Source organism: Pseudomonas izuensis (genome assembly GCF_009861505.1).
In the GTDB taxonomy this organism is placed as follows: Bacteria; Pseudomonadota; Gammaproteobacteria; order Pseudomonadales; family Pseudomonadaceae; genus Aquipseudomonas; species Aquipseudomonas izuensis.
The window spans coordinates 246,945-259,234 of the sequence record NZ_WTFT01000040.1; the positions used below are offsets into that span (position 1 = coordinate 246,945).

Here is a 12,290-nt window from a genome sequence, read left to right on the forward strand (position 1 = left end):
AATGTCGAAAACGATTTACGGTGGGGTCGTCACTGGGTCGTTCGGGTGTGTGGTGAAGTTGAGTCAGGCGTGAGCATGGGCTCGCAATACAAAAACTATCCAAAACTCAGAATGAATGGCGCCGCCGCTTGCTCGATGGCGCTGATGACATGCGGCGCCTGCTCACGATGCTGGGGATAACGTCCAATCACCACTTCAACAGCCGCCAGCAGATTCTGAATGCGTTCCCTTGGCCGCTCGATCTCGCAAGTCCGTGCAAACTCCAGCACCCCTTGTCGTGAGGCGAACATGGATTTATTGCCCGCCAGATCCAGCGCCAACACATCGTCCGGTATATAGACGGTGGTATTGACGATGTCATAAGCCGGCGCCAGTCGCGCATCGCGTTGCGTCGGCTGCGAGTAGAGCAATCCAAAGTTCTTCAAGTGAGCGTCGCCATTTCCGACAATGCAGCTCAAGGCGACACTGTCGAACAGTTGCTCAAGGGAAGTACGCAAATGTTCCGCTGGGCAAAACAACCGAATGGCCTTGGCGATTGCCGCGTAGCTTTTGCTGTACTTCTGATCCGCCGAAAGCCCCATCAGGGCAGCCATATCCTCGAACCCTACCGGGTTCATCTGATCGTCCCGATCGAATCGGCGCATGACAAACAGCTTCGTATTATCAGACAGGTAAAACTCCGGCACAGGTATGCCGGCGTCCCTGGCAATGGACATGCAAATGAACTCGTTGATCGCCAGTCCCGGGAACTCGTCACGACCGCTCTTGACGATCAAATCCGATGTTCTGGAAGTCACACGTCGCAACCCGGCATCCTGCTGTTCCGGCACCAACACCTTGGGTTGAACCCCTGAAATCCCGGCACGCAGGATGTAACGATCGAGCAGGTCGGCAAAAATATCCTCCGCACCATCCCACGTCAGAATCTCTTCGAGTTTCTCGCCTGCAAATTGTTGACTCGCCAGTAAGGCATCGACTGTCTCGGAACGTACCTGAACCCTGCCGATGGGTGAACTGCTGCCGGAAAGCGCCAGCAACAGCATGGGATCAACGTTAACGGTTTTGGCCAGGCGATTGCGTAAATGCTCCAGTACATAACCTTCTGGCAGGTTCATCTGGAAAACAGGGTGTAAATCCCGTCGACGAAATTCGTCCGGTCGTACCGGCATCGTGAGGCTGATTGCAGCAGCGGGTAATGCGTCTTCGTGATAGCGAAAAATGTAGTCCTCTGCGCCGGCAAGGACTCTGCCGCTGATTCCCTCTGGCGTATCGACTTTGAGAGAGGTCATTTTCATTCGAACAAACCTCCAAGCTCTTCAAGAGTCGGCATGGCAGCCGGAACAACCGCGCACTCAGAATCCAGAGCGCCCAGGACTCGGGCATAAGCAACCATGGCGACAGAAAGAGTGCCCTTTTCTACCGCAATGACTTTCTGTCGAGTCAAACCGGCAAGCTCGGCAAGCTGTGCTTGCGTCAGGCCTCGATTTATCCTCTTTTCACGAATCTGTTGACCCAGGCGGGAAACGATCAGCGAATAATCCATGTCCAGTTACCGTAACATTTACCCTTAAAGGTAAAGTATACGTAACATTTAAGCTATTGTGCATACCTGCTTTCAGGGCACGCCCGATTCACTGGATTTGTCGCCAGGCAAGCCCTTCCAGTCAGGATGCAAAGCCCTTCTACACTCAATCGGCAACCACCTAAAACAACCGCCGAAATGAGCCCCCATGACCACCCTCAAAGACGATTTCAAACAAGGTAAGGACGCGCGCAAGAAGTGCCCGCGCAGCGCTCAGGCTTCGCTGGGAAAAGCCAATCGCGATCCGATTCCGTTGATCAAGGCGTCGAGTCAGGGGCGGGTCAAGTCGCTGGTCGAGTTGCGTTACGGGCGCATGCTCGTGTCGCCGTTTACCTTTTACCGGGGCAATGCCTTGCTGCACGCGCACGACCTGGCGGGAACACCGGACATGGGGCTGGTGTCGCCGATCTGCGGCGACTGTCACCTGATGAATTTTGGTGGCTTTGCCACACCCGAACGCAATCTGCTGTTCAGCGTCAACGACTTTGACGAAGCCCATCCCGGACCTTGGGAGTGGGATTTGAAACGCCTGGTCGCGAGTTTTCTGGTGGCCGCCCGCGACCTGCGTCACGGCGGTTCGGTTGAAGAAGCGATCTGTCATGAAGTGGTGAGGGCCTATCAGAAAACCCTGCTTGAGTGCGCCGAACAGAGCGCGCTGGAAACCTGGTACGAATCCATCAGCTATGACGATCTGCTGCAGCAGGCAAACAAAAGCACGCTGGAGCATGTGCAGCGCGCCATCGAAAAAGCCGAGCGGCGCACCCACGCCGAACTGTTGCCGAAAATAAGTGAGCGCGACGCCAAAGGTCGCCTGATCATTCGCGATGACCTGCCGGAAATCTTCCACCTGCATAACAGCACCACGCTGCTCGATGCCGACGATGACTGGCTGCGGTTGTCCGACTGGCGACCGCTGTTCGACACGCTCATGCGCGATTATCGCGTCACACTGCAAGCCGACCGCCGCGAACTGTTGTCACGCTTCGAGGTTCAGGACATGGCATTCAAAGTGGTGGGCGTCGGCAGTGTCGGTACCCGCTGCCTCGTGGCTTTGCTGACCGATGGGCAGAACTTCCCGTTGTTCCTGCAATTCAAGGAAGCACGTCCCTCGGTGTTGGCCCGCTACGTTAAACGCAAGTCACGGGTACGGCATGAAGGCCAGCGCGTCGTCGATGGCCAGCGGCTCATGCAATCGGCCAGTGATTTGTTCCTCGGCTGGACCACCGGCCCCAGCGGGCGTCATTTTTATGTTCGGCAATTGCGCGACATGAAAATCTCGGCCGAACTGGAAACCTTCGATGGCGAAAGCTTTGCCGCCTACGGGCGGCTTTGCGGGCGGGCATTGGGCCGCGCGCATGCCAAGTCATCGGGACACGCCGCGGTGATCAGCGGCTACATCGGCAAAGGCGACGCACTGGCCGATGCACTCTACACGTATGCCCAGGGCTATACCGAGCAAAACGAACGCGACTTCGAACGCTTCCAGCAAGCCTGCCGCAAGGGGACGTTACGCGCACGTTCAGACGCCGATTTTGCGGCGGATCATTTGCCCTGAGCCTGGCTCACAGGCAGCGGTAGCGCTGCACATCGGCCGGCATATGAACTTTTCTTCATCCCGCCTTAATGCCACACCCTGTACATTTCCATCGCTCATTCAAGAAACTACGGTTTGCCCGCCCTCCCGCGGGCTTTTTTTTGCCTGTAGATTGCTCGTCACTCTCTCCACCGATAGGGCATAGCGCCCGGAGCGCCAGATGACGATCCTCACCCTGCCCTGCAAACGCCTGACGCTGGCGATCCTGAGCCCCAGCCAGGCCGTGCTGGAAAGCGATTTCTATCGACGCAACCAGGCACATCTCGCACCGTGGTCGCCGGTTCGGCCGGACGACTACTACAGCCCGGAAAAAATCCGTTCGCGCCTGGCGCAGCAGGAAATGGCCTTCGACGAAGGGTACGCGGTGCATTTTGCGGTGCTGGATCGCGAGAGCGAGCAGATGATCGGCGCCTGCAATTTCAGCGGTATCGTTCGCGGGGCCTTTCAGGCGTGCTATCTCGGCTACCACATTTGCCAATCCCGCCAGGGCCAGGGCCTGATGCAGGAAGCGCTCGAGGCGGGCATCGGTTATATGTTCGAAACCATGAACCTGCACCGGATCATGGCCAACTACATCCCCGGTAACGAACGCAGCGCGCGGTTGCTGGAGCGCCTGGGTTTCGAGCGCGAGGGGTATGCCAAGGCGTACCTGAATATTGCCGGGCGCTGGCAGGATCATGTGCTGACGGCGCTGGTCAGCAAGGTTTACGAAAACCCGGACGAGCTCTGGTCGCGACAGCTTTCGTAAGTTTCACTCGCCGTTCACGATTCGTTAAGTTATCGCCTCGTATGCTGGGCTTTCCCGGTCCTCCTTTGGTCACCAGAAGCCCATGTCGCGCCCCGCCACTTCGCTCTTGCTGCTTGCCGCGATGCTGTTTTTCTTTGCCTTGGGCAATCACCAGTTACAAGGTTCCACCGAACCCCGGGTCGCCGGGATCGCCATGGAAATGCACCTGGAAAACGATTGGGTGACGCCCCGCCTGTTCAGCGAACCGTTTCTGGAAAAACCGCCCCTGAGCCTGTGGCTCGATGCCGCCGCGATCCGTGAATTGGGCGGCACACCCTGGGCCGTGCGCCTGACATCGGCGTTTGCCGGGCTGTTCAGCGTGATGCTGCTGTACGGGATGCTGCGCCGCTATGACCGGCCCGTCACCGTTGCATGGACCGCCGCCATTTTGCTGGCGACCATGGCCAGTTACTGGAGCAACGTGCGCGGTGTCGGCGAGGATGCGCTGCTCGCCCTCGGCGTGAGCATGGCCCTGTTGGCGTTTTTTGCCGGGCAACGGCAGGCGGGCGTCGGCAACGGTTTGCTGTTTGCCTCGGGCATCGCGGTCGCCACGTTGAGCAAAGGCGTACTGGGCCTGGCCATGCCGGGGGTGGTGATCTTCGCGTACCTGCTGGCCGAGACGTTGATGGACAGACGCGTGAAGCCGGCGGACTGGTTACGGCCAGGGCTACTGACGCTGCTGGGGCTAGTGCCTCTGATGATCTGGCTCGCCGTGTTGTATGGGCGCGACGGCATCCAGGCGGTGACCGATGTGTTGCTGACCAACAGTGTCGGTCGGTTCAGCGGTGCCTTCGTCGAGGCCGGGCATTACGAACCGTTCTACTACTACCTGGCCAAACTGCCGCAAGCATTTCTGCCCTGGAACATTCTGGTGTACCTGGGGCTGTGGCACTTTCGCAAAAGCCTGGTGGCCAACCGTTACTTGCTGTTCTTCACCCTGTGGGTACTGGCGCAGTTTGTGATGCTGACGTTGGCGTCGAGCAAACGCACGGTGTACCTGATGTCGATGACACCCGCCGCTGCGGTCATCGCGGCCGAATACGCGAGTGTGCTGTTCGAACGCCTGAAGGCCCGGGAAGGCTCTTCGACCTGGCTGGGGCGCCTCGCCGGATACCGCCACGGCCTGGCCATCGGCACGCTGACCCTGGTCATCGGCGGCTACCTGGCCGCCGCGCAATGGGCGCTGCCCCATGCCGATCGCAAATTGTCTTTCCTGCCACTGATAGAACAAATCAAGTCGATGCAGGCCCATGGGCAACAGGTTGCGCTGTTCCAGGCCAATGAACGGGTGGGCGGCGCCAGCGTGTTCTATACCCGCAGCCTGCTCAAGGGGCTCGATACCGAGGCGCAGCTTCATGAATTTCTGAGGGCATCGCCCGATCATGTCGCGATCCTGTCCGGCAATGCTGAACCTGTCGCACCATTGAAGGTGCTCAAGACGATGAAGGTGGGGCAACAGGCTTATTACTTCGTCGGGCAGTGAGTCGCAGGAGTCAGCCTGAACGACCGCGTTATCGTTCTTCGCGAGCAGGCTCGCTCCCACAGGAACATCGTCATTCACAGGTTTCGTGAACGACATCAACCCATTGTGGGAGCGAGCCTGCTCGCGAAAGCGATGTCCCAGACAACAAAAAACCCGCCCCCTTACTCAGGAGACGGGTTTCGCCACGCAACAGAAATTTCAGTTCACAGACTCTGCCTGAGCCCCCAACTGCGTTCCTTCATGCTTTTTCAACACAGGTTGCTCCAGCCGCGCCCGCCCATAAAACGCCAGCGCCGTCAGCAAACAAGCCAGCCACACGAAGATCCCGGACCAGAAGGTGTGGGACATGTAGTGCCAGCCTTGCAGCACCCGCGTCGTGCCATACACGAAACCCAACCCCAGCGAGCCGTACATCAGCGCCTTGGAATAACGCCAGCGATAACGGCGCGCGACGAAGTACAGCGCCAACATGGTAAAGCCACCGGAGGCATGCCCACCGGGCCAGCAGCGGCCATCACCGGCGTCCTTCAGCAAATCGAAATTCTCGTACCACTCCTTGTGCTCGATTTTGCCCCCGTACTGCGTCGTTTCAATCGGGCAGTACACGCTGGTATGGCTCTTGAGGTAATGGATGACACCGGTGCAGATGGAAAACGCGAACACCACGTAGAGAAAATCCCGCCGGTGTTTGGTGGCAAACCGCAGCACGGGCGCGACTTTGATTTTCTCCAGAAACGCGATGAGTTTCGTGTGTTTCTCCGCCTTCAGCCGCGGCCACAGAAACGACAACAAGGCACCGATGATCGCAATTTCGCCGGTCCAGTTCGGGATGATCCGCGCCCATTTATGGGTGATCTTTTCGAACAGATGTACGTGTTCCAGCGGAAAGGTCTGCGTTACCGGGTCAAAAAAAAGATCGCTGAAGGCGATGTCGATTTTTGTCATGTCGAACATCAGGAACACCACGGCGGCACAGACCAGCGGAATACCGAAGTTCATCCAGTAAAAACGGGAGCGGGTGGAAGTCAAAATCGTGTTTCCTGATCCATAGAATGAGTTTATTTAGAGGTCATCGAACGCCAGTCCGAGGCTTCAATGTAACCGAGCATGTGCGGTTTCTGCAGCGTTTCGGCATTGATAAACAGCGAAGCGCCGTAGCCCAGGGTCGAGGCCGGCAACTTGAGGTCTTTCTCCAGTTCCGACATGCATTCGCTATGGGTCACCAGGATCAGGTTGCGCCCGGCGACCTTGTGCGCCAGTGCGTCGCGCAACATGGTGCCCTTGCAGTTCACCAACCACTCGTCACCCACACCGACCTTGTTGAACATGAAACCAGCGGTCTGCGCCGTGCGCATCATCGGGCTGTTGTAGATGTCAGCCTTGTCGATACCCAAATGTTCGAACTGCGCGCCGACGTCCACCGCCACACTGCGCGAGCGATCGGTAATCCCGTCGTTGCCGCTCAGGCAAGGTGCCGAGGAGTGATCGCAGCGCTCGACATGGCGCACCAGCACAATGATGTCACCCTTGGCCCATCCTGTCTGCAATGCCCGAGCACCGGCGACGTTGCCATGGGCCAGGTCCGGTACGGCGGCGGGACGAAGTAAAAACACGGCCAACGGGATCACCAGCAGCGCCGAGGCCAGCACCACGACCGCTTTGCGATGTCGGGCCAAACGGCTCAGATCGATCGAGCGACTTATACCGAACAGACTCAGTCTCAATTCCACATCAAGCCGCCTCGCCGGCATACACCACTTCGTTGGATGGGCTGAGGGTACAGAGACGGGCGTGGGCAGGCAGTGAAACGATTGTGAAAAAAAGCTTAAGGCCTGCAAATAAAACGCAAAAGTCTTGTTACAGAACCATCCACAAAATCCTTTCAGCTCTGGTGATCGCGGCCGATACAGACCTTCTACACAGCTTGCTGGCACCTAAAAACAACAATCTTCCAGCCAACCGACGATAAAGAAGCACCACGTTCCTGGAGGAATTTTGATGAATAGCTGGTTCGGCAATATCAGCGTGAACCTGAAACTGGGCCTGGGATTCGGCCTGGTCCTCGCCCTGACCTGCGTCCTCGCCCTCACCGGCTGGACCAGCCTTGGCAGCTTGATTGACCGCAGCAACTGGATGAGCGACATCACCCAGCTCAACGCCGGGCTGACCAAACTGCGTGTGGTTCGCCTGCAATACATGCTGACCAACGGCGACGAAACCACCGCCCAGACCGTCCAGACCAGCCTGGAAGCCTTTTCCGCGCAACAGCAGGCCCTGCTGGCGAAATTCAAGAGCCCGGAAAACCTCAAGTTGCTCAAAGAGCAAGGTGCCGTCATCGACGCCTACAAGACGTCGCTGGACAAAATGCGTGGCGCCTACCGCGCCGGCAACAGCGCACGGGACGTCATGACCGCCAATGCCGAAACCGCCAACACGCTGATCAACGCCTTGAACACCCGCGTGCAACAACTGCCGCCGGGCGATCAGCGTTTCGAACAGTTCCAGGCCATCACCGCCGCCCGGGAAGCGTTCCTGCTGGCCCGCTACGAAGTGCGCGGCTACACCGCTTCCACCAACGCAGAGACCGAGCAGAAAGCCGTCACCCAACTGGACGCCGCCATCGCCAGCCTGAAACCGCTGAGCGTGCATTTCGCCGACGTGCAACCAGACGCCCTGCCTCAACTGGTCACCGCGCTGGGCAACTACCGCAACGCCTTGCAGGCTTACAAAAACGCGAACATCGATGTGGTGCAGGCGCGCAAGGAAATGACCGACGAGGGCGCCGCCATCGTCTCCCTGAGCGAGCAGCTGTATCAGATCCAGCTCGACCGCCGCGATGCCGAAAGCGCCAAGGCGCGCACCCTGCAACTGGTCAGCACATTGCTGGCGCTGCTGGTGGGCATCATTGCCGCCGTCCTCATCACCCGCCAGATCACCGGTCCGCTGCGCGATACCCTGGCCGTGGTCGATCGCATCGCCAGTGGTGACTTGTCCCATAACGTCAGGGTGACCCGCCGCGACGAACTCGGTGTATTGCAGCAAGGCATTGCGCGCATGGGCGTAACCCTGCGCGATTTGATCAGCGGGATCCGCGACGGCGTCACCCAGATCGCCAGCGCCGCCGAAGAGCTGTCGGCCGTGACCGAGCAAACCAGCGCCGGGGTCAACAGCCAGAAGGTCGAGACTGACCAGGTTGCCACTGCCATGCACGAGATGACGGCCACGGTTCAGGAAGTTGCGCGCAACGCCGAACAGGCCTCGCAGGCCGCCGCCGCTGCCGACGGTGAAGCCCGCGAAGGTGACAAAGTCGTCAACGAAGCGATTGCACAGATCGAGCGCCTGGCCAGCGAAGTGGTGCGTTCCACCGAGGCCATGAGCGTGCTGCAACAGGAAAGCGACAAGATCGGCAGCGTCATGGACGTGATCAAGGCAGTGGCGGAACAGACCAACCTGCTGGCGCTCAACGCCGCCATTGAAGCGGCCCGTGCCGGTGAAGCCGGGCGTGGCTTTGCCGTGGTGGCCGACGAGGTCCGTGGCCTGGCCCAGCGCACGCAGAAATCCACCGAAGAAATCGAAGGCCTGGTCGCCGGTCTGCAAAACGGCACGCAACAAGTCTCGGCAGTGATGAACAACAGCCGCGTTCTCACCGACAGCAGCGTGGCCCTGACCCGCAAGGCCGGCGAGTCACTGGAAAGCATCACCCGCACGGTGTCCAACATCCAGTCGATGAACCAGCAAATCGCCGCCGCCGCCGAGCAGCAAAGCGCCGTGGCCGAAGAAATCAGCCGCAGCATCATCAATGTGCGCGATGTATCGGAACAGACCGCTGCGGCCAGCGATGAGACGGCCAAGTCCAGTGTGGAACTGGCGCGGTTGGGGAATCAGTTGCAGATGATGGTCAGCCACTTCCGCGTCTGACGTTCAATCTGCATTGAATGAAAGGCCCATTCGCGAGCAGGCTCGCTCCCACAGGTTCAATGAACACCCTGTGGGAGCGAGCCTGCTCGCGAAAGCGGTCTAACGTTTACACGCTGATCGCATTGGTAAACACCAACCGATTGCCAAACGGATCGCTGATGGTCATGTCCTGGCTGCCCCACGGCATGGCCTGGATCTGCGGGCGGGAGAATGAATAATCCTTGGCCAGCAGTTGCTGCTGAAAGGCTTCGAGCTCATCGGTCTCGATGCGCAGGGCCGAGCCTGGTGTCGCGTCGCCGTGATGTTCGGACAGGTGCAATACGCATTCACCACGGGACACTTGCAGGTACAACGGGAAGTTGGCTTCGAAGCGGTGCTGCCAGTCGATCTTGAATCCAAGGAAGTCGACGTAGAATTCCACGGCCTTGCTTTCATCGAAGATCCGCAGGATCGGAGTGGTTTTGCCGAAGCTCATCGAGTTGCTCCCAGACAGAAGTAGCCCACAGTGTAGCCGGGCGGTACGTCAGCGAATCGGCTTGGTGCAGGCATTCTTTAATCTCAATATGCCATCACTGTGACGTACCCCCCAAAACGCTCAGAAAGCCGTCGCGCAAATCCCCTTCCCGCGCCAGAAACCGTCCTTCCCTGCGTCCGTTCGCCTGACCGTCGCGGTAACTCAGCACTCCGTTGACCCATACACCTTCGATGCCTTCGGCTGCCCGTTGCGGATCATTGAAGTCCGCCACATCACGGATAGTCGCCGGGTCGAACAACACCAGGTCGGCCCAATGCCCTTCACGGATCTCGCCCCTGCCCTTCAAGCCGAATCGCGCTGCCGACAGCCCGGTCATCTTGTGCACGGCGGTGTGCAGCGGAAACAGTCCTACGTCTCGGCTGAAATGTCCGAGCACTCGCGGGAATGCCCCCCACAGCCGTGGATGTGGAAACGGGTCTTCCGGCAAACCATCGGAGCCGACCATCGACAACGGATGCGCCAGGATCCTTCGCACATCGGCTTCGTCCATCCCGTAATACACCGCGCCGGCCGGTTGCAGTTGGCGGGCCGCATCGAGCAACGACAGGTTCCATTGCGTGGCGATGTCCATCAGGTCGCGTCCGCCCATTTCCGGATGGGGCGTGGACCAGGTGATGGTGATGCGGTGGGCATCGGTGACTTGCTTGAGGTCCAGGGTCGAGGAGCTTGCCGCATAGGGATAGCAGTCGCAGCCCACGGGGTGGGTTTTCGCCGCTTCTTCCAGCGATGTCAGCAGTTGCGGACTGCGCCCCCAATTACCGGCGCCGGCACATTTGAGGTGGGAAATGATCACCGGGGATTTCGCGTGGCGGCCGATCTGGAACGCCTCGTCCATGGCCTCCAGCACCGGTTCGAATTCGCTGCGCAAATGGGTGGCGTACACCGCGCCGAAGGCCGTGAGCTCTTCGGTGAGTTGCATGACTTCATCGGTGGACGCCGAGAAGGCGCTGGCGTAGGCCAGACCGGTGGACAAGCCCAGTGCCCCGTCCTCCAGGCTTTCGCGCAATTGCTCACGCATGCCGGTGATTTCATCAGGCGTGGCGGTGCGATACAGGTCATCGAGGTGATTGCTGCGCAACGCGGTATGACCGACCAGGGCGGCAACGTTCAGCGTGGTGTTCGCCGCTTCGACAGCGGCGCGGTAATCACTGAATTTAGGGTAAACAAACGCGGCGGATGTGCCGAGCAGGTTCATCGGGTCCGGCGGATCACCGCGTAAACTCACCGGCGAGGCGCTGATCCCGCAGTTGCCGACGATCACCGTGGTCACGCCCTGGCTGAGCTTGGGCAGCATCTGCGGCTGGCGGATCACCACGGTGTCGTCGTGGGTGTGCACGTCGATGAACCCAGGCGCCAGCACGTGACACTTCGCATCGATTTCCTCAGCGGCGCGGGCGTCGCGCAAGTCGCCGATACGCTCGATGCGACCGTTGAGTAGCGCCACGTCGGCGGGGTAACCAGGGCTGTTGCTGCCATCGATGATCAGGGCGTTGCGGATCAGCGTGTCGTACTGCATGTCAGTCTCCCAGCGGCAGGTGATCGTCGCCGCCGCGGTAATCGTCCAGGGCGAGTTTGATCCGCCGCAGACGTTCTTGATTGTCTTCAGGATTGGCCAGTGCCAGCTCGGTGGCAAGCACATCAATGGCGAGCAGCATGCCGTAGCGTGCCGCCGTCGGTTTGTAGATGAAGGAGGTTTCGGCGCTTTGCAGCGGCAGCACGATGTCGGCCAGTTGCGCCAGCGGCGAGTCGCCGCGAGTGATGGCCAGGATCCGTGCGCCATAATTGCGGGCCAGTTCCACCGTTTCGAGCAACTCGGGGGTGATGCCGGTCAATGAGCAGACGATGACCACGTGCTCGGCGCTGAGGCTGGCGGCGGTGATTCGCATCATCACCGCGTCATGGCATACCGCGATCGGGTAGCCGAGCCGCACCAGGCGCACTTGCAGCTCATCGCTGCACAGGGTCGAGCAGCCCCCCATGCCGAAGGCATGAATCATCCGCGCCTTGCCCAACAGTTTCACCGCATCGGCGAAACGTGACTCATCGAACGCCGCCAGATGCTGGCGCAGGGTGGATTCGATATCGCCCACAATCTGCCCGTAAAACGCCGACTGCTCGGGGGTTCCCGCCGGGTCGAGAAACCGGCTGCCGACACCGCTGGCCTGGGCCAGTTGCAGGCGCAGGTCACGCAAGTCGCGGCAGCCGACCGTGCGGGCGAAACGCGACAAAGTGGCGGTACTGACTTCCGCCCTTTGCGCCAGCTCATCGAGGCTGGCGGAGGCGGCAAATCCTACGTCGTCGAGCATCAGACGGGCGATGCGTCCTTCACCGGCGCTGAAAGAATCCTGGCGGGCGCGAATCTGGTAAAGGATGTCCATGGCAGGCTACTCC

11 protein-coding genes and 1 pseudogene are annotated in these 12,290 nt (G+C 59.6%); 5 read left to right on the forward strand and 7 right to left on the reverse strand.

Annotated features, from left to right (window positions below; genetic code table 11):
* Positions 1-95: 95 nt before the first annotated feature.
* Both GPL81_RS27210 and GPL81_RS27215 read right to left on the reverse strand, forming a co-directional pair.
* Positions 96-1,295, reverse strand: coding sequence for a type II toxin-antitoxin system HipA family toxin (locus GPL81_RS27210; protein ID WP_160109207.1), 1,200 nt, complete (start codon positions 1,293-1,295; stop codon positions 96-98).
* A complete protein-coding gene (locus GPL81_RS27215; protein ID WP_160109208.1) occupies positions 1,292-1,543 on the reverse strand; it encodes a helix-turn-helix transcriptional regulator in 252 nt (83 codons plus the stop codon). Before GPL81_RS27215 ends, GPL81_RS27210 begins: the two co-directional genes overlap by 4 nt.
* A 187-nt stretch (positions 1,544-1,730) precedes the next feature.
* Between GPL81_RS27215 and GPL81_RS27220 the strand changes: the two genes are divergently transcribed.
* The 3 genes from GPL81_RS27220 to GPL81_RS27230 all read left to right on the forward strand — a co-directional run bounded on the left by GPL81_RS27220 (position 1,731) and on the right by GPL81_RS27230 (position 5,446).
* The gene (locus GPL81_RS27220; protein ID WP_160109209.1) at positions 1,731-3,137 is read left to right on the forward strand and encodes a DUF2252 domain-containing protein; all 1,407 of its coding nucleotides are present in this window, start codon (positions 1,731-1,733) and stop codon (positions 3,135-3,137) included.
* Positions 3,138-3,336: 199 nt separating this feature from the next.
* Complete coding sequence (gene rimJ / locus GPL81_RS27225) at positions 3,337-3,924, forward strand: ribosomal protein S5-alanine N-acetyltransferase (RefSeq protein WP_160109210.1); 588 nt, start codon at positions 3,337-3,339, stop codon at positions 3,922-3,924.
* Positions 3,925-4,006: 82 nt separating this feature from the next.
* Positions 4,007-5,446 carry a glycosyltransferase family 39 protein gene (locus tag GPL81_RS27230; RefSeq protein WP_160109211.1) on the forward strand — a complete coding sequence of 480 codons (1,440 nt, stop codon included), beginning with the start codon at positions 4,007-4,009 and terminating at the stop codon, positions 5,444-5,446.
* A gap of 198 nt (positions 5,447-5,644) precedes the next feature.
* Here the strand turns inward: GPL81_RS27230 and GPL81_RS27235 are convergent, their stop codons facing one another.
* Both GPL81_RS27235 and pmrG read right to left on the reverse strand, forming a co-directional pair.
* Complete coding sequence (locus GPL81_RS27235; protein WP_160109234.1) at positions 5,645-6,478, reverse strand: phosphatase PAP2 family protein; 834 nt, start codon at positions 6,476-6,478, stop codon at positions 5,645-5,647.
* 26 nt (positions 6,479-6,504) lie between these two features.
* Positions 6,505-7,176: a lipopolysaccharide core heptose(II)-phosphate phosphatase PmrG gene (gene pmrG / locus GPL81_RS27240; RefSeq protein WP_160109212.1), complete on the reverse strand. Its 672-nt coding sequence runs from the start codon at positions 7,174-7,176 to the stop codon at positions 6,505-6,507.
* A gap of 403 nt (positions 7,177-7,579) precedes the next feature.
* Between pmrG and GPL81_RS32060 the strand changes: the two are divergent.
* Positions 7,580-8,506: pseudogene (locus GPL81_RS32060) on the forward strand (methyl-accepting chemotaxis protein); the annotation flags it as partial.
* Positions 8,501-9,364, forward strand: a complete 864-nt coding sequence (locus GPL81_RS32065; protein WP_372237759.1) for a methyl-accepting chemotaxis protein — start codon at positions 8,501-8,503, stop codon at positions 9,362-9,364. The pseudogene GPL81_RS32060 and the gene GPL81_RS32065, both read left to right, overlap by 6 nt.
* 106 nt (positions 9,365-9,470) lie before the next feature.
* Here GPL81_RS32065 and GPL81_RS27250 read toward each other — a convergent pair whose 3' ends face one another.
* The 3 genes from GPL81_RS27250 to GPL81_RS27260 all read right to left on the reverse strand — a co-directional run bounded on the left by GPL81_RS27250 (position 9,471) and on the right by GPL81_RS27260 (position 12,277).
* Positions 9,471-9,839, reverse strand: coding sequence for a glyoxalase superfamily protein (locus tag GPL81_RS27250; RefSeq protein WP_160109214.1), 369 nt, complete (start codon positions 9,837-9,839; stop codon positions 9,471-9,473).
* Between the two features lie 94 nt (positions 9,840-9,933).
* The gene (locus GPL81_RS27255) at positions 9,934-11,415 is read right to left on the reverse strand and encodes an N-acyl-D-amino-acid deacylase family protein (protein WP_160109215.1); all 1,482 of its coding nucleotides are present in this window, start codon (positions 11,413-11,415) and stop codon (positions 9,934-9,936) included.
* A gap of 1 nt (position 11,416) precedes the next feature.
* Positions 11,417-12,277: a MurR/RpiR family transcriptional regulator gene (locus GPL81_RS27260; protein ID WP_096513538.1), complete on the reverse strand. Its 861-nt coding sequence runs from the start codon at positions 12,275-12,277 to the stop codon at positions 11,417-11,419.
* Positions 12,278-12,290: the final 13 nt, after the last annotated feature.